The organism is Burkholderia sp. S171 (assembly GCF_009766085.1).
Classification (GTDB): domain Bacteria; phylum Pseudomonadota; class Gammaproteobacteria; order Burkholderiales; family Burkholderiaceae; genus Caballeronia.
In genome coordinates this window covers 67,165-83,297 of the sequence record NZ_LMUF01000062.1, presented here as the reverse complement: position 1 = coordinate 83,297, position 16,133 = coordinate 67,165, and the positions used below count along the sequence as shown (strand labels likewise).

16 protein-coding genes are annotated in these 16,133 nt (G+C 58.0%); 11 read left to right on the top strand and 5 right to left on the bottom strand.

Annotation, left to right across the window (positions count from 1 at the left end):
* The first annotated feature begins 473 nt into the window (after positions 1-473).
* On the top strand, positions 474-1,352 hold the full coding sequence (gene yghU / locus GSQ93_RS34715; RefSeq protein ID WP_158940447.1) for a glutathione-dependent disulfide-bond oxidoreductase: 879 nt from the start codon (positions 474-476) through the stop codon (positions 1,350-1,352).
* A 70-nt stretch (positions 1,353-1,422) separates the two neighbouring features.
* Here yghU and GSQ93_RS34710 read toward each other — a convergent pair whose 3' ends face one another.
* Genes GSQ93_RS34710 through GSQ93_RS34700 form a run of 3 tightly spaced genes read right to left on the bottom strand, consistent with a single transcriptional unit; the run spans position 1,423 to position 3,003 of the window.
* Positions 1,423-1,854 carry a carboxymuconolactone decarboxylase family protein gene (locus GSQ93_RS34710; protein WP_158940446.1) on the bottom strand — a complete coding sequence of 144 codons (432 nt, stop codon included), beginning with the start codon at positions 1,852-1,854 and terminating at the stop codon, positions 1,423-1,425.
* Between the two features lie 49 nt (positions 1,855-1,903).
* The gene (locus GSQ93_RS34705) at positions 1,904-2,548 is read right to left on the bottom strand and encodes an FMN-dependent NADH-azoreductase (RefSeq protein ID WP_158940445.1); all 645 of its coding nucleotides are present in this window, start codon (positions 2,546-2,548) and stop codon (positions 1,904-1,906) included.
* Positions 2,545-3,003, bottom strand: a complete 459-nt coding sequence (locus GSQ93_RS34700; protein ID WP_158940444.1) for a GNAT family N-acetyltransferase — start codon at positions 3,001-3,003, stop codon at positions 2,545-2,547. The genes GSQ93_RS34705 and GSQ93_RS34700 overlap by 4 nt, the downstream gene beginning before the upstream one ends.
* Before the next feature lie 104 nt (positions 3,004-3,107).
* Here GSQ93_RS34700 and GSQ93_RS34695 point away from each other — a divergent pair, with 104 nt between their 5' ends.
* The 6 genes from GSQ93_RS34695 to GSQ93_RS34670 all read left to right on the top strand — a co-directional run bounded on the left by GSQ93_RS34695 (position 3,108) and on the right by GSQ93_RS34670 (position 10,270).
* Positions 3,108-4,520 (top strand): PLP-dependent aminotransferase family protein, encoded by a 1,413-nt coding sequence (locus GSQ93_RS34695; RefSeq protein ID WP_158940443.1) that lies wholly within the window; start codon positions 3,108-3,110, stop codon positions 4,518-4,520.
* 131 nt (positions 4,521-4,651) lie between these two features.
* The gene (locus tag GSQ93_RS34690) at positions 4,652-4,948 is read left to right on the top strand and encodes a hypothetical protein (protein ID WP_158940442.1); all 297 of its coding nucleotides are present in this window, start codon (positions 4,652-4,654) and stop codon (positions 4,946-4,948) included.
* Between the two features lie 120 nt (positions 4,949-5,068).
* Complete coding sequence (locus tag GSQ93_RS34685) at positions 5,069-6,217, top strand: NAD(P)/FAD-dependent oxidoreductase (RefSeq protein WP_158940441.1); 1,149 nt, start codon at positions 5,069-5,071, stop codon at positions 6,215-6,217.
* A 186-nt stretch (positions 6,218-6,403) separates the two neighbouring features.
* Positions 6,404-8,047 (top strand): acyl-CoA synthetase, encoded by a 1,644-nt coding sequence (locus GSQ93_RS34680; protein ID WP_158940440.1) that lies wholly within the window; start codon positions 6,404-6,406, stop codon positions 8,045-8,047.
* An 11-nt stretch (positions 8,048-8,058) separates the two neighbouring features.
* Positions 8,059-8,862: an enoyl-CoA hydratase gene (locus GSQ93_RS34675; RefSeq protein WP_158940439.1), complete on the top strand. Its 804-nt coding sequence runs from the start codon at positions 8,059-8,061 to the stop codon at positions 8,860-8,862.
* Between the two features lie 673 nt (positions 8,863-9,535).
* Positions 9,536-10,270 (top strand): Crp/Fnr family transcriptional regulator, encoded by a 735-nt coding sequence (locus GSQ93_RS34670; RefSeq protein WP_158940438.1) that lies wholly within the window; start codon positions 9,536-9,538, stop codon positions 10,268-10,270.
* Between the two features lie 60 nt (positions 10,271-10,330).
* Here the strand turns inward: GSQ93_RS34670 and GSQ93_RS34665 are convergent, their stop codons facing one another.
* On the bottom strand, positions 10,331-11,251 hold the full coding sequence (locus GSQ93_RS34665; RefSeq protein WP_158940437.1) for a LysR family transcriptional regulator: 921 nt from the start codon (positions 11,249-11,251) through the stop codon (positions 10,331-10,333).
* 144 nt (positions 11,252-11,395) lie between these two features.
* On the opposite strand from GSQ93_RS34665, the gene GSQ93_RS34660 reads away from it, so the two are divergent.
* Positions 11,396-12,523, top strand: coding sequence for an amidohydrolase (locus tag GSQ93_RS34660; RefSeq protein WP_158940476.1), 1,128 nt, complete (start codon positions 11,396-11,398; stop codon positions 12,521-12,523).
* A 146-nt stretch (positions 12,524-12,669) separates the two neighbouring features.
* Positions 12,670-13,176 (top strand): ester cyclase, encoded by a 507-nt coding sequence (locus tag GSQ93_RS34655; protein WP_158940436.1) that lies wholly within the window; start codon positions 12,670-12,672, stop codon positions 13,174-13,176.
* A 93-nt stretch (positions 13,177-13,269) separates the two neighbouring features.
* Here GSQ93_RS34655 and GSQ93_RS34650 read toward each other — a convergent pair whose 3' ends face one another.
* Entirely contained in the window at positions 13,270-14,268 is a 999-nt protein-coding gene (locus tag GSQ93_RS34650) for an AraC family transcriptional regulator (RefSeq protein WP_158940435.1), read from the bottom strand.
* 171 nt (positions 14,269-14,439) lie between these two features.
* Here GSQ93_RS34650 and GSQ93_RS34645 point away from each other — a divergent pair, with 171 nt between their 5' ends.
* Both GSQ93_RS34645 and GSQ93_RS34640 read left to right on the top strand, forming a co-directional pair.
* Positions 14,440-15,330, top strand: coding sequence for an SDR family oxidoreductase (locus tag GSQ93_RS34645; protein ID WP_158940434.1), 891 nt, complete (start codon positions 14,440-14,442; stop codon positions 15,328-15,330).
* A gap of 401 nt (positions 15,331-15,731) precedes the next feature.
* Positions 15,732-16,133, top strand: a complete 402-nt coding sequence (locus GSQ93_RS34640; RefSeq protein ID WP_158940433.1) for a nuclear transport factor 2 family protein — start codon at positions 15,732-15,734, stop codon at positions 16,131-16,133.

Here is a 16,133-nt window from a genome sequence, read left to right as displayed (position 1 = left end):
CTGCGCATACAGCGGACAGGGCTTCCCCGGCCCGAGATTGCAATCTCAGGTTAATCATTGCGATTCCGGAGTTTGATAAACGATCTGGTGGCGGCGAATTGTACGATAAGTGCTGATTTCCATGGCAGCTTGTGACGCGGCGTAATTGAATAATGTTGCTGTAAAGACCGACCCTAATCGCGGAGTGGATTTTTCTTAGCGGATAGCCTCGGCTTCGGTCCTAACCTTAGCCTTGGCGCTTAGCACAGTTGCAGTGACACACACGTGTCATGCGCTTTTATCGCGTGTTCGAAAGAGGAAAGTCCGTCACGCGGCACGTGCGGAAGCTGCCATAAACAACCCGTTGAATTTTCGCAGCGACAACCCTTGTCGCGACAGAACCTCGCGGAAGAGGGCCGTCCCAGCATGCTTTGCGTCGATTTGTTACTCTCGCTTCGTGATGCCTATTCCATGAAACACAAGGAGCTTTGAGCATGACCGATTCTGTTGATTACGTGCCGCCGAAGGTTTGGACCTGGAATAAATCCAGCGGTGGCCGCTTCGCGAACATCAACCGCCCGATATCGGGAGCGACCCACGACAAGGATCTGCCGGTCGGCCGCCATCCTCTCCAGCTCTACTCACTGGCGACACCGAACGGCGTAAAGGTCACGACGATGCTGGAGGAATTGTTGGCGCTGGGCCATAGCGGTGCGGAATACGACGCCTGGCTAATCAAGATTGGCGAAGGTGATCAGTTCGGTAGCGGCTTTGTGGAAGCGAATCCGAACTCCAAGATCCCCGCGCTGGTGGATCGAAGCGGCCCGAAGCCAATCCGGGTGTTCGAATCCGGTGCGATTTTGCTGTACCTCGCCGAAAAATTCGGAGCGTTCCTGCCGACGCAAGCGAGCGCGCGCGCCGAATGCCTGTCATGGCTATTCTGGCAAATGGGAAGCGCGCCTTATCTGGGAGGAGGCTTCGGCCATTTCTATGCCTACGCGCCGACGAAGATCGAATATGCAATCGACCGGTTCGCGATGGAAACGAAGCGTCAGCTCGATGTGCTCGACAAGCAGCTCGCGGGCAACGAATTCATCGCTGGCAGCGAGTACACGATAGCCGACATGGCGATCTGGCCTTGGTATGGCGGTTTGGTAAAGGGTTGGCTATATGAGGGCGCCGAGTTCCTGGCCGTACAGGACTATAAGCATGTTCAACGCTGGGCCGATGCGATTGGCGAACGCCCGGCCGTGCGGCGCGGCCGGATGGTCAACCGGGCTTTTGGCGACCTTTCCAGTCAACTCCACGAACGCCATGATGCCGCCGATTTCGAAACCCGGACACAGGACAAGTTGACCGCCCAGGAGGAGTGAGGCGCAGTGGCTCCGCGGCACATTTGCCCAGCGGAGCCGTTCGAAACTGCTACGGGAACAATCGCAATGCCTACAGCAGCATGCCGATAGCGAGACGATTGAACGCATTCATCAGCGCGATGGCCATGGTCAGATCCGAGATTTCCGTATCGGAGAAAAGCGCTTTCAGCGGGGCGTAGCGTTCGTCGGGTGCACCTTGCTCATCGACGTGCGTCAACGTTTCTGCCCATGCGAGTGCGGCGCGTTCCCGTGCGTCAAACAGCTCGCTGACACGCCAACCCGCGAGTTGATCGAGCTTGCGTTGCGCGACACCGGAATCACGGAGTGTCGACGAATGTTTGTCGAGACAAAATGCGCAACCATTGATCTGCGAGATGCGGAGATAGATCAATTCGACCATGGGCAGGCCGAGGCTACTGTCGGACAGTGCCTTGTTTGTAGCGAGAAGACCGTGGTAAGCGGCGGGAGATAATGTCGAGAAAGGCAGGCGAAGTTGGCTCATGATCGGACTCCTGAACAGTTGAAGAAAGTAGAAAAAGCGTTAGAAAAATTCATGCTGACGGCACAGAGTTGGTCGACTCTGTTTCGATACTGGCAAAGAGCGGTGTTTGCGATAACTGCTGGCGCGCGCTGGAGAATGCGGCGCTCACCGCTTCTTCACCTCCGACCATTCCCTGCAGATAAATGAAGTGACTGTTACTGATGCCGATTGTCCGCAGTACAAGTCTCAAGTAGTCGGACAGGAAGTCGGGTTGTCGCGCTTGCGGCCCTTGGTGAAATCCGCCAGAGCTTACGACGATGTAGGTAGGGCGGTCGGCTAAGAGGCCAACTTTGCCTTCGGGCCCTGACGAAAAAGAGCGTCCAATCCGAAGCACGTGATCGATCCACAACTTCAGCGCTGCCGGCACACTGAAGTTATGCATCGGCGTGGCGATCAGCAGGTGGCGACTGCGCTCCAATTCATTAATCAACTGCTCCGATTGCCGAAACGCGGGGTCATCGGCGGGAGTGCGTTTGGTCAGCGCCATCCCGTATGCGGGACTCAGTGGCGGCAGCGGGTTCGCCGAGAGGTCGCGTCGATTCACGCTCATTGCCGGATCTCGTTCGCCAAGCGTTTTGAGCAGCGCGTCGGCAAACCGGTACGCGTGCGAAGCTTGTTGGTTCGGGCTCGCGCTCAGGAATAAAAAGTCGTTCATCTTGCATCCGGTTGGTGTTGGGTCAACGGTTGGACGAAATGCATGCCACGCGCCAATAAGCCCTGACGGAAATAAAAGCGCTGTGCCAATGCCATATGCAGGCCGGTATCCAGGACAAGATGCTGACATCCCAGGCGCGTTGCTTCGTCGCGCACCGCCGTGATCAGGATTGCACCCAGACCATGTTGACGCTCGCCTGCGTCGACGACCAGATCGTCGACATAGACAAAGCGGCCGTACAGCGTATTTTCCGTTTGGCGATAACCGATCAGGCCCACGATCCGCTCACCCATATGGGCGCCAAGCAGCCGATATCCGTGCGTGTACTGGCGCGTGATCTGTTCGGAGAACGCGGTCTCGTCGGTCAGGTGGGGGCGCAGTTCGCGCATCAGCGCGAAGCCTGCCCGCTGCAGCACAGGGTTGTTCAATTCCCGAAGTTTTATGGTCGGCGCCATCGCTCTACCTCTTGGTTTGTCATCGTTGACGAACTTTAAGCGATTGATGTCATACACTACAGAGCCAAGAAATGTAAATTCGACTAGGACATGACGAGCAAGACATGACGCTGCCATTCAGCCCCATCCATGCCGCAACGGACGGCCCGATTTATCGGCAGATTTACCTGCGTATTCGCCAATCCATTGCGGACGGGGTGTTGCGGCCGGGAGACCGCGTGCCATCGGTACGGGGACTGGCGTCGGAATTGAATCTGGCGCGGGGTACTGTTGAATTGGCTTATCAGCTTTTGATCGGCGAGGGCTATCTGATTGCCCGTGGTCCGGCCGGAACGGTGGTCTCACCACAGATCAAACCGTGCGAGTCGGCCGGGCAGGCCAGCGCGGTGCCGGCGGCCTCGGCGTGGTCGGAACATACCGGCTCAATACCGCTGCCTTTCCAGATGGGCCTTCCTGCGCTGGACGCTTTCCCAAGCAAGGTCTGGAATCGCCTGGCGGCGCGTGAGATGCGCCAAAGTGGTCTTCAGGATCTGATTTACCCCGATCCCCAGGGGCATGCGCCGCTGCGGGCGGCCATTGCCGGGTACCTGGGCGTATCGCGCGGCGTTGCCTGCTCGCCGGATCAGGTTTTCATTTCTGCAGGATATCGCGCCAGTCTGGATCTGATTTGTCGCAGCGTATTGCGCAGCGGAGACGCATGCTGGTTTGAAGATCCGGGCTATCTGATGGCGCGGCGCTTCCTGAGCAATGCGGGAATGAAATTGCTGGCGGTTCCAGTCGATCAAGACGGCCTGGATGTCGAAGCAGGGATCAAGTTGGACGCCAATGCGCGTTTTGCGCTGGTCACCCCGAGTCACCAAAGTCCGCTGGGCGTGTCGTTATCCCTTTCTCGCAGATACGCGTTGCTGGATTGGGCAAGAGCGGGCGACCGCTGGATCATTGAAGACGATTACGACAGTGAATACCGGTATCGAGGGCGGCCGCTTCCTGCGTTGAAAAGCCTTGATACAGGCGGGTCAGGAAGAGTGCTGTACACGGGCACCTTTAGCAAGGTGCTTGCGCCGGGATTGCGTTTATCGTATTTGGTGGTGCCGCAGGAGCAGGTAGCCCGGTTCGTTGAAACCGCTGATCGGATGCAGAATCAGTGTCCGCGGTTGCTTCAGGCGACGCTGACAAGGTTCATAGAAGACGGATATTTCGCGCGGCATATCACCAAGATGCGAAGCGTCTACGCGGATCGCCGCGCGATGCTTGCGGATGCATTAGGTGCCGCATTGGGTACGCGCGCACAAATTCGTCTGCAAGCCGGCGGCATGCATCTTCTTGCGATGCTCGAAGAGGGATCGGACGATGTTGCGATTGCGTTGCGCGCGCGAAGCGTTGGATTATCGGTGCAGGCGCTGTCGGCCTGGTATGCCGGAGCAACATCACAACGCGGACTGTTGACTGGATTCACCAACGTCAGGTCCACCGAAGAAGCGAGCGCATTGGCTCTGACCCTCGCTAGCGTTTTTTGATCGAAAGCGTAGATTCTGATAAATGCTTCGCTCATCTCACGCCCGGCGGAATTTTCTATTAGCCACACAATCATCTGATGAGAATTTTTCCGCGCTGCACACCTCTAAGGTGTAGCGAACGGAATATGGAAATGGACTACGCATCGATGCAACCCGCATTGACCACCTTGCTGCGCAATCGGCCGCCCGGTACGACCGCCGACATTAACAAGCAGACGGTTGCATACTGGGATGGCTACGAGGTCAGGGGCATGCACTTGCGGCAAGACGAAAGTGTCCGGCTAGACGGAGATTTCGACTTCGACGAGCGAACATTCAATCGACTGTATGCGGATTTGATTGCGTGGATGGCTGCACCTCGTTATACGGTACGCGCTGAACTCGTGGACTGGCTGAAGGACGTCCCCCCATTCAAGGCGGGCGCTTGACAGCAACGAGCCCTGGCTCGCGCAGTGCGCCCTCGTTTTCGTTTTCGTCTGCGCGCTGATACGCTTGGTTTCGTACGTCCGGTTCATTGCGTTGCGAACATCAGACCGCGTGGGGCGCAGATGGAACAGCAGGTAGATACGCTCGTGATAGGTGCTGGGCCTGCAGGCCTCGCGGTTGCTGCGTGTCTGAAGAAGCGGGGAGCATCTTGCATCATAGTGGACCGGGCGACCGAGGTCGGTTCCAGCTGGCGCCGTCACTATGACCGGCTGCACCTTCACTCCGACCGGAACCGTTCGGCCCTGCCTTATCTTTCCTTTCCCGCTGGAACGCCACGTTATCCGTCGCGCGAGCAGATGATTGCGTATCTCGACCTATATGCACGGCATTTCGAACTGGTACCGCATTTCAACGAGGAGCTCAGGACTGTACGGCCACGCAACCCGGGATGGATTGCGACCACCACAGCCCGTGTCTATCATGCGCGGCAGGTGGTCGTGGCCACCGGCCACAACGCCGTTCCCTACTTGCCACGGTGGCCCGGCCAGGAGCGCTTCGGCGGCCGCGTCCTGCACAGCAGCGAGTACCGTAATGGCGAGTCATTCCGAGGCCAGAGGGTTCTGGTCGTCGGCTTGGGCAACAGCGGCGGGGAGATTGCGATCGATCTCCACGAACACGGTGCGCGCGTGGCAATGTCGGTGCGCGGGCCGGTGAATATTATTCCTCGCGAGATCCTCGGCATCCCCGTACTCGCTATCTCTATTGCGTTGAGCCGCCTTCCCGCTCGATTCGCAGACGCGCTGGCGGCACCCCTCGTGCGGCTCACTATCGGAGACATCACCAGGCTGGGTTTCCGCAAGCTCCCGATGGGTCCCTTCACGCAAATCAAGGCGAGGACACGAATCCCGCTCATCGACATCGGTACAGTCAAACTGGTCCGCGAGGGCCACATTGCGGTGCTCGGAGACATCCGCGAGATGGGCGAGGGCGACGTGACCTTTGAGGATGGGCATTCGCGGGACTTTGACGCAATCGTTGCCGCGACAGGGTTTCGCCCACGAACCGATTGTTTCCTGGAGCTGCAGAGCGATATCCCCGACGTGGAGCAACCGCAACGGCAACCGCGGCCGCCGGGTGTCGGGGCGACAAAATCCGGGCTGCATTACTGTGGGTTTATCGTCTCGCCGACCGGCATGTTGCACGATATCGGAATCGAGGCGCAACGGGTCGCAGACGAAATCATGCGCCTCGAGCATCGCCCGATGGTTTGAAGGTTCGCGAGGTTCAGGGGCCGCGCAATAGGGTTTCGACCTCCCTCATAGCAAGGGACGGCTGTGCTAATGTCTGCGTCAATCGCGCGTAATATCGAGTGCTAAAGGTGGGGGGAGAACTTCGCCATTCGAACAGCCCTGCGAGAAGATGAAAACCGAAGGATAAAAAAGGATAAGGGAGACGCGATGAGCAACGACATGTACGAAGAGGGATTGAACAAAACCGCTGCCAACTTCGCAGCCCTGACACCGTTGACGTTCATCGAACGAGCGGCGTCGGTCTATCCGACGATGCTCGCCATTTCACACGGCGCGGTGCAACGCGATTGGGCGCAGACCTATGCGCGCACACGGCGTCTGGCCTCCGCGTTGAGCGCCAGAGGTATCGGCGTGGGCGATACGGTCGCTGTAATGTTGCCCAATATTCCCGAGATGATAGAAGCACATTTCGGTGTCCCAATGATTGGCGCAGTCCTCAATACGCTCAACACGCGACTCGATGCAAACACGCTGGCGTTCATGCTGAATCATGGCGAGGCAAAGGTGGTGCTGGTCGACCGCGAATTCTCCGCCGTGATGCGCGAGGCGCTCGCGAATGTAGACCACCCGATTCTCGTCATCGACGTCGACGATTCCGAATATGCCGGACCGGGCGAGTGTATGGGTGAACTCGATTATGAAGCGCTGCTGGCAAGCGGCGATCCTGCATTCGAATGGGCACCTCCATCCGATGAGTGGAATGCAATCTGCCTGAACTACACATCGGGGACAACGGGGTATCCGAAGGGCGTCGTCTACCACCATCGCGGGGCGTACACCAATGCGGTCAGCAACATCCTCGAATGGGATATGCCAAAGCACGCCGTCTACCTGTGGACGCTGCCGATGTTCCACTGCAACGGCTGGTGCTTTCCCTGGACTGTGGCCGCGCGAGCGGGCGTCAACGTATGCTTGCGCAAGGTCGATGCGAAAACGATCTTCGATCTGATTCGCCGAGAGCGAGTGACGCACTATTGCGGCGCGCCGATCGTACAGAACCTGCTGGTCAATGCTCCCGACGAGATGAAGGCCGGCATTGCGCACCGTGTTCACGCAATGGTCGCCGGTGCGGCGCCGCCCGCGGCAATGATCGAAGGAATGGAGCGGCTCGGCTTCGAGTTAACGCATGTGTACGGCTTGACTGAGGTCTATGGCCCCGCGACCGTCTGTGCGCAGCAAGCTCAATGGAGCACGCTCGACATCGGTGAACGCGCGCGCCTGAATGCGCGGCAGGGCGTGCGCTATCACTTGCAGGATGCTGTGACGGTACGCGATCCTCAGACAATGCAGGAAGTGCCGGCAGATGGAGAGACAATCGGCGAGATCATGTTTCGCGGCAACATCATGATGAAGGGTTACCTTAAGAACCCGGCCGCCACACAGGAGGCGTTGCGCGATGGCTGGTTTCACACTGGCGACCTGGGAGTTGTTAGTTCGGACGGTTATGTCCGGATCAAGGACCGCAGCAAGGACATCATCATTTCGGGCGGCGAGAATATTTCGAGCATCGAAATTGAGGATGTGCTGTATCGACATCCGGCGGTCCTCGCGGCCGCTGTTGTTGCGAAGCCGGACCCTCGTTGGGGTGAGACACCTTGCGCTTTCGTCGAGTTGAAGGTAGGTGCAACGGTAAGCGCCGCGGAATTAGTCGCGCATTGCAAAGCCCATCTCGCGGGTTTCAAGGTGCCGCGCTCAATCGAGTTCTGCGAACTGCCGAAGACATCGACCGGCAAGATACAAAAGTTCGAGCTGCGTAAGCGCGCCGGGTCGGTCGCGGCTATCGACGTATGACGGAGACGAACATGAACGAAAGCGCAAGTCCAGAGCCGCTGGTGGTCATCGATCAAGACGTCTACGGAATATCCGGTGCGGTGCGGATAACGCTAAACCGGCCCGGCGCATTTAATGCGTTATCCGAAGCATTGATCGATGCGCTGCAACGCAGCCTGGATGAAGTGGCCGCGTCGGATGCGCGCGTCGTTGTGCTGGCGGGCGCGGGCCGGGCGTTTTGCGCGGGCCATGATCTGAAGGAGATGCGCGCCCAACCATCGATCGAGTACTACCAGGCGTTGTTCGCGCGCTGCTCTCAGATGATGTTGACCATCCAGCGTATGCCGCAGCCCGTGATTGCGCGCGTGCACGGAGTCGCGACTGCGGCGGGCTGCCAACTGGTCGCGATGTGCGATCTGGCGGTGGCCGCAAGCGATGCGCGCTTCGCGGTGTCCGGGGTCAACTTGGGATTGTTCTGCTCGACGCCCAGCGTGCCGCTATCGCGCAATCTGTCTCGCAAGGCGGCATTCGAAATGCTTGTGACCGGCGACTATATCGATGCACAAACTGCGTGCGACCGCGGCCTTGTGAATCGAGTCGCTACGCCTGAACGGCTGGACGATGCGATTCGTGCACTCGTGGCGAGTATCAGTGAAAAGCCGCGTGCAGCGATAACCGCGGGCAAGAGCCTCTTCTATCGGCAACTGGAGGCCGGCATTGCGACGGCGTATCAACTGGCCGGCGACACGATGGCGCGCAACATGATGGATGACGCTGCGCTCGAGGGGACGGAGGCGTTCATTCAGAAACGCACGCCGCGGTGGCGCGAAACCTGAGGTGGCGAATGAAGTTGTTTGCGCGCGGGCGCTCGATCTGACGCCCGGTGGCGGCAATCGCCCGCCGAACATACCGGCGCCGCGTCGAATGATACGGTCGTCTGGTAAGCGTAAAGCGGTCATAGAGTCATGAGTCGGCACCGCTCCTCGGCTACTTCCAGACCATGCAAGAGGCAAACCTCACCCTGGCCTTACCAAATCGACAGAACATTTCTGTATCACTTTTAAAACGGCCGACAAACGCTTATGCAACCCGGGTTTGGCGCTCGCAAAACAGTGGTTTGAAGTGGTGTTACAAAAACTCGGATGCTGCACCAGCAAGGGATTGGGAGGACGAAAGCGTTTGCGCGATTAATCGGACGGATAGGGCTGATTTGATCGTGCAGTGTTCAAGAGTGAATCAAAAACGTTTTCATCCCCAGTGTGCGCTACTGCATATCCTCTGACGTTCCATGATGGTATTGGGTTTGCGCCCGCTGGCACGGTCCTCGCTATATGTGGGGTGCAGCACTAGCCAAGGTCGCCATTCGATATCAAGCAAACGACTTTGGACAGCGCTGCTTACGGGGCCGCTCACTCCGTGTCTTAGATAGATGCCATCAGATGCATCACGAGACGCGGAGTGGCCGGAATAAAAAAGTAAGGCGCACAGCGCACACGAGAGAAAAACATCATGTTGAATCTTCAATCAGACCTGCACGGCAATCATCTGTTGGGCGCACTTCCGGCGCACGAATGGCAAGCGCTTACACCTCACCTGGAACTCGTTCAGCTTCGTACAGGCCAATTGCTTTGCGATTCAGGACAACGCATTCATCACGTGTATTTTCCGACGACCGCCATCATCTCTTTGCTTCACTCGATGGAAGACGGCAGCTCGGCGGAAATCGCCGCCATCGGACGTGAAGGCATGACCGGTGTTCCTATCCTGACCGGCGGCGACACCATGCCAACGCGCGTTCAGGTTCAATGCCCGGGCTTTGCTTATCGCATGAGCGCTTCTGCCTTGCGTGAGGGGTTCAATCGTTCGGATTTCCTGCGCCGCCTGATGATGCTGTATATGCAAGCGCTGCTGACGCAGATTGCGCAGACCGCTGCATGCAACCGTCACCATTCGCTGAGCAAGCAGTTGTGCCGTTGGTTGCTGATCGAGATTGACCGTACGCCGTCGAATGAATTCCAGGTGACGCAACAGATGATCGCCGACATGCTGGGCGTGCGTCGTGAAGGGGTCACGGAAGCGGCAGGAAAGCTGCATGACGCCGGTCTGATCCATCACAGCCGTGGTTGCATCAAGGTGCTCGATCGCGCCGGTCTGGAAGCGCGTGCGTGCGAATGCTACGGCATCGTCAAGCGCGAGTTCGACCGCATGCTGCCGCGCGTGCGCCAGGCTGAGGAAGTCTGCTAAGGGGAAGCGCTTCTTCTCGTGATGGCTTGTTTGTTCTTCGGGGAGAATGCCGTGATCGTTTCAAAACGCATCCATGGACGAGGCAATGGCTTTGTCCGACGATGTGTTCCTGACGCATTCAACGAAATACTCCGCCGCTGAACCGAACACGAGATCCTTCCGGTACATGAGACCCAGCGTGAGTTGAGGCAGCTTGGCATCAGTTTCGATGCGCGTCAGGATTCCGCGTTCCACCTGCTCGTTGAGCAGAAAGTCCGGCCATACGCTCACCGTGCCCGGTTCCTGCGCGAGTTCTACATAGAGCCGCGGCGAAGTACAGACGCTCACGTGTTCTGGGCAATCCATCGACTCCTTTGCGGTTAGTTCGGACCAGAACGCCGGCACGCTCTCACGCGTGTAGTTGTACAGCCAATGCGCATCGCGCAGACGCGCCAGCCGGTGCTCTGCTTCGAGCGGATCGCCTCGCTTGACCGCCAAAGACTGCGATGCAACGCGCAACGGCACAACGCAAAGTTCAGCCATCACGTCACTGTCGGCGATCACGGCGACACAAAGTTCAAAGGTGCCGTCGCGCAGACCGTCGATGAGCTGCCTCGCCTGATATTCCTCCACGCTCAGTTGCACATCAGGCAATCTGCGGCGGAACGCACGGATCGCATCCGGCATGGCGAGCAACGCAGCGAGACGCGACACGCCCACAGACAGCTTGCGATCGGACGAAGACTTCATCTCCTTCAATTCCTGCTCCGCGCGCGCGATTTCCGCCACGACCGTTCGCGCCCGCCGAAGCAACGCTTCGCCGTAGGGCGTCAGGCGTACGCCTGCGCCACTGCGCACCAATAGCTGAACGCCCAGGCGCGCCTCGAGTTCCTTGATCCCTTTCGACACCGCCGGCTGCGACAGGCTGAGCGCTTCCGCAGCGGCCATCAGCGTGCCGTGCTCGGCGATAGCCACGAGAGTTCGCAATTGAGTCGTTTTCATGCGTTGGGCATAAGCGCTCGCTATGAGCATGAGAAATTGGAAATTGACTCGCCGCTACCTTGGCTAGCATGGGTACCTCGACGCCAACTGGCCCGTTGAAGTATACAAGGAGCGAAATTGGACACGAAGTTTATTGCAGATGACATGGATGAACTCATCGCGCTTCGGCGCGACATTCATGCAAACCCGGAAATCGCCTTCGAAGAGGTGCGGACAAGTGAACTCGTCGCCGCCAAGCTAAGGGCGTGGGACATCGAAACACATACCGGTATTGGCAGGACCGGGGTGGTCGGCGTAATCCGGGGGCAGCGCGGTGCGGGTCGCACCATTGCCTTACGCGCCGACATGGACGCGTTGCCAATGGAAGAGGAGGGCCGGCCGTTTCATCGCTCGTTGCGGCAAGGCGTGTTTCACGGCTGCGGACACGATGGACACACGGCAATGCTTCTTGGCGCAGCGCGTCACTTCTGCAACAACCGCGATTTTGCAGGAACCGTTGTGCTGGTGTTTCAGCCTGCCGAAGAATCCGGCGATGGCGCGAATGCGATGCTCGCGGACGGCATCGACACTCGTTTTCAATTTGACGAGATCTACGCGATACACAATGCGCCGCAATTTCCGCCAGGCACATTCGGCGTGCGCGACGGCGCGATGCTCGCTTCCTGTGATGAGTTTCGGATCTCGATTGCCGGCGTCGGCGGACACGGTTCGACACCGGACAAAACAAAGGATCCGATCGTCGCGGCGGCGCAACTGGTCTGCGCGCTGCAAACTGTCGTCAGTCGCTCAACCGATCCGAGTTCGATGGCGGTGCTGAGCATTGGCAGCATCCATGCAGGAACGGCGTCGAACGTCATTCCAAGCCACGCTGAGTTGACCGGGACGTTGCGGACCTTCGACGAGAACGTACGATCGCTTGCGAAAGCGCGGATCGAAACAATTTGCGCCGGTGTCGCGCTCGCCACGGAGTGCGCTATGTCGGTGGGCTATTTCAGTAGCTCGCCGGCAACGGTCAACCATCGCGAGCAGGCCGAAGCAGCGGCGGAAGCGGCCGTCGAGGTGTTTGGTGCAAGCAATGTCTTGCGCGAGTTCCCTCCGCTGAACGTCTCGGAAGATTTCTCGGAGTTTTTGCTGCGATGCCCGGGAGCCTACATGCTGCTGGGGCAGGGCGGTGTGTGTATCCACCACCCCGAATTCGATTTCAACGACGACGTCTTGCCGCTCGGGGTACGGTTGTTCGTCACGCTGACACTGGCGCGCCTGTCCGCCTGATTGGGACGACTCCTTGAAAGGGCGTTCACTGCCTTACGCGTTTAGTTGCAGTGGTTGGCATTTAATTCGGTATCCATAGTTTTATAGATATTGAAAAAAATCGCACTTTCCCGTTCAAAAATTTTAATTTAACTTATGAGTCAACCATGAAGATCGATCAATTCGGCAAGTCGCTTGTGGCCTTTGTCTTCGTAGCTTGCGTCGGATTGTGCGGCACCGCGAGTGCTCAATCGGCAATGACGGTCGATCAGGCGAAGCTAGTTATCGCGCCGTTCTACGACGCCCTCAATGATCCAGCAAAAAAAGATACCCGCGCGCTGGTGAGGAAGGCGACTGCCAAGGACTGGATTTCGTGCGGAGGTCCGGAAGACTGTCGCGGACAGGAGAAGACGATCGCCAGTTTCTCGCAGTTAGGCCGATCTGTTCCGGATCTGAAGTGGCAGCTTCAAGACGTGATTGTTTCGGGCAATGACGTTGTGGTTCGCGGCGAGTTTACCGGCACACCCAGCGAGGTATTCGCGGGTGTCAAGCCAACCGGCAAAAGCTTCAGGATCATGTCGATCGATATCCACACGATCAAGGATGGAAAGATGGTCCGCTCTTATCATCTGGAAAACTGGGTCGATGCAATCCAGCAACTCACCGCAAAATGAGCGTCATTTCCAGCTTGAAACTAGTGACACGCCTGGTGTGTTTGCTGAAAAGCCTCCTGCTAAGCTGACTTCGGCGGTCATGCCCAAAGCCGTTCAGCGGATCGAACCTTCCAGAGTGACAAGAACTGGAACTCTTGCCTCACTTGCTTCAGATCCAGCCTTGACTGCTGGCAGCGACGCAGCGGGCGTGGCCTGCCGACTATGCTGCCTCGGCGAACAGCCTATGACACGTTTGAACGCCTTGCTGAATGCGCTTTCGGACTCGTAGCCCAACGACGTGGCAATACCCGGAATTGTGTCGCCTGAATTTTTTAGCCGATCGCATGCCAACAGCATCCGCCAGCGCGTCAGGTATTCCATGGGTGTAGTTCCAACCGTCTGCTTGAAACGAAGGGCGAACGTTGAGCGTGACATGCCAATGCGCACGGCCAGTTTCTGTAGCGTCCACGCATGTCCCGGGTCATCGTGCATGCACGTGAGCGCTGCGCTTAGCTGTTTATCTGCCAATGCGAAGAGCCAACCCACGCTTGCACTCGCTGCATCGGCCAAGTGCAGTCGCAGTGCTTGAACCAGCAACATGTAGGCGAGTTGCTGTGTGATCAAAGACCCTCCCGGTTGCGGGTTGCGCACCTCTACGGTCATGCGCTCGAGTGACCAACGCATCGCAGCCTTATCGGACTCCTTGCGAATATGCACGATGGGCGGCAGCGCGCCCAACAGCATGTCGGCGTGGCCACCGGTAAGTAGAAAGTGGCCGCCGACGAGATAACAACCACCGTCTTCGCTGCCGGCGAGATCAGTACCCAATCCGCCCGCTATACGCAACGGCCTGAAGTCAACAGGCTTTATCGACAGGTCAACGGCCAGGCAAAACGGCGGCCCTGGCGGCAACAAATAGCAGTCGCCAGCCGTGAGAAGCACGGGATCGGCAATGCCTTCCACCGATAGCCAGCATTGACCGGAGACCACGGCATAGCATTTGATGCCGTCATGCTGGGGCCATTGAATCGCCATGTCGCGACTCATCCCGACCCCGCCCGATACAAGGATCCGAGGCTTCAGTAGAGACAACACATCTGAGAGTAGGTCCATAAAATTCCCGGACGATTGAGCCAAAAATACGGACTATATAGCATTGATCGTATCGTCAACGGAATCTACCATGGGTGCCACGGGTCTTCGACTGGGCTCATACCCTCTCACCCTCACGGCCCACCTCAATCAACGTTGCTCAACGTTAGCCCATCAAAAGGGAAGTTCACTATGCGTATTTTTGTTACTGGCGCGACCGGTTTTATCGGTACGGAAATTGTTCAAGAACTTATCAATACCGGCCATCAGGTACTCGGGCTGACACGGTCCGAGGCGGGCGCTCAATCTCTCGCCGCCATGGGAGCCGACGTGCATCGTGGCGAACTTTCGGATCTCGAAGGCCTGCGTCTTGGCGCGAGCCTGGTGGACGGCGTCATCCACACGGCCTTCAATCACGACTTTTCGAAGTTCGTGGCGAACAGCCAAGCAGACCGGCAAGCCATTGAAGCAATGGGTTCCGCGCTGCAGGGGTCGGACCGTCCTTTCATCATTACTTCCGTTGCCGTGTTGGGTACCCCTGCACGCGGCAAGCCCGCGACGGAAGACCACTACAATCCCGACCACCCGAACCCGCGCAATGCCGCGGAATTGGCCGGTGCTGCCTTAGTGCAGCGTGGTGTCAATGTCTCGGTGGTGCGCCTTCCGCAAGTCCATAGTCCTGTTAAGCAGGGGCTCATCACTCCCCTGATTGAACTGGCTCGGGAGAAAGGCGTTTCTGCCTATATCGACGATGGACTTAACCGCTGGGCCGCCGTGCATCTCAGTGACGCAGCCCGTGTCTACGTGCTCGCGTTAGAGAAGGGCGTGGCGGGCAGCCGATACCATGCGGTTGCCGAAGAGGGCATAGCGTTGCGCACCATTGCCGAAGTTATCGGTCGCGGTCTGAACGTACCGGTAAAGAGCATTGCCGCTGCGGATGCAGCCGCGCACTTCGGTTGGCTCGGCGCATTCGTCTGCACTGACATGTCCGCATCCAGTGCGCTGACACGGGAACGATTGGGATGGCAACCAACGGGTCCGGAACTCATCGCCGATCTCGAACAAGTGCGCTACGCATCGTAGTATCAAAGGCGGCAAGAGGAACGAAGCTGTCGACGAACCGCCGTGTTGCCGGCTTCGTTGATTGCTTCGTTTCGTCACTTTTTCGCGTGCTGGTTTCTTTTGCTCGCGCTATGTATTTTTCGCATTAGTCTGATCGTTGATCCAACGCTTAGCGCATTGCCCTATCCGTGCGTGTCATGAGAAATACTGCTGCGCTGAAGCGGTTTTCCGCATGCCCTCACCGCTTGGCCAGCACTCAGGAAAACTCGAATGGCCTGCCAATTTGACCTGCAACGGGTCATGTCACTGCCAATTAATGCATTCGATACATAAAAGATAGCGGGAATCAGGGGCTACCGCCCTGTGCGGTAACGGTCTACCTTTGCGTTCATGAACCGAATCACTCTCCCAAGGAGATCGACATGACCACGACCACCCCTCAGCAGAACAAAGAGACCGTTCTCGAAGCGTTCGACGCGCTTTTCAACCAGCGTGACTACGATGCCGCCAAGCGTTTTTGGTCGGATACCTACATCCAGCACAGCGCTCATATTGCAGCGGGGCGCGATGGCCTGTTCGACCTGATCCGCTCGCTTCCCGAGACGCTGCGTTATGAAAACCACGTGATCGTGGCCGATGGCGACTATGTCATCGCTCACGGCCGCTTCTCCGGCCACGGTCTTCCCGCCGCCTGGATCGTCGCCGACATCATCCGCTTCAAGGACGGCAAATTGGCCGAGCACTGGGACGTTATAGAGGACGAAGCCACTCAAGCCAGTTCGGTCAGCGGCCTGCCCATGTTCGGCGACCAATTTCCCGCCTGA

Bases quoted from the DNA above. Each gene is read 5' to 3' on its own strand.
- yghU (WP_158940447.1), top strand. From the start codon at position 474: ATGACCGATTCTGTTGATTACGTGCCGCCGAAGGTTTGGACCTGGAAT.
- GSQ93_RS34710 (WP_158940446.1), bottom strand. From the start codon at position 1,854: ATGAGCCAACTTCGCCTGCCTTTCTCGACATTATCTCCCGCCGCTTAC.
- GSQ93_RS34705 (WP_158940445.1), bottom strand. From the start codon at position 2,548: ATGAACGACTTTTTATTCCTGAGCGCGAGCCCGAACCAACAAGCTTCG.
- GSQ93_RS34700 (WP_158940444.1), bottom strand. From the start codon at position 3,003: ATGGCGCCGACCATAAAACTTCGGGAATTGAACAACCCTGTGCTGCAG.
- GSQ93_RS34695 (WP_158940443.1), top strand. From the start codon at position 3,108: ATGACGCTGCCATTCAGCCCCATCCATGCCGCAACGGACGGCCCGATT.
- GSQ93_RS34690 (WP_158940442.1), top strand. From the start codon at position 4,652: ATGGACTACGCATCGATGCAACCCGCATTGACCACCTTGCTGCGCAAT.
- GSQ93_RS34685 (WP_158940441.1), top strand. From the start codon at position 5,069: ATGGAACAGCAGGTAGATACGCTCGTGATAGGTGCTGGGCCTGCAGGC.
- GSQ93_RS34680 (WP_158940440.1), top strand. From the start codon at position 6,404: ATGAGCAACGACATGTACGAAGAGGGATTGAACAAAACCGCTGCCAAC.
- GSQ93_RS34675 (WP_158940439.1), top strand. From the start codon at position 8,059: ATGAACGAAAGCGCAAGTCCAGAGCCGCTGGTGGTCATCGATCAAGAC.
- GSQ93_RS34670 (WP_158940438.1), top strand. From the start codon at position 9,536: ATGTTGAATCTTCAATCAGACCTGCACGGCAATCATCTGTTGGGCGCA.
- GSQ93_RS34665 (WP_158940437.1), bottom strand. From the start codon at position 11,251: ATGAAAACGACTCAATTGCGAACTCTCGTGGCTATCGCCGAGCACGGC.
- GSQ93_RS34660 (WP_158940476.1), top strand. From the start codon at position 11,396: ATGGATGAACTCATCGCGCTTCGGCGCGACATTCATGCAAACCCGGAA.
- GSQ93_RS34655 (WP_158940436.1), top strand. From the start codon at position 12,670: ATGAAGATCGATCAATTCGGCAAGTCGCTTGTGGCCTTTGTCTTCGTA.
- GSQ93_RS34650 (WP_158940435.1), bottom strand. From the start codon at position 14,268: ATGGACCTACTCTCAGATGTGTTGTCTCTACTGAAGCCTCGGATCCTT.
- GSQ93_RS34645 (WP_158940434.1), top strand. From the start codon at position 14,440: ATGCGTATTTTTGTTACTGGCGCGACCGGTTTTATCGGTACGGAAATT.
- GSQ93_RS34640 (WP_158940433.1), top strand. From the start codon at position 15,732: ATGACCACGACCACCCCTCAGCAGAACAAAGAGACCGTTCTCGAAGCG.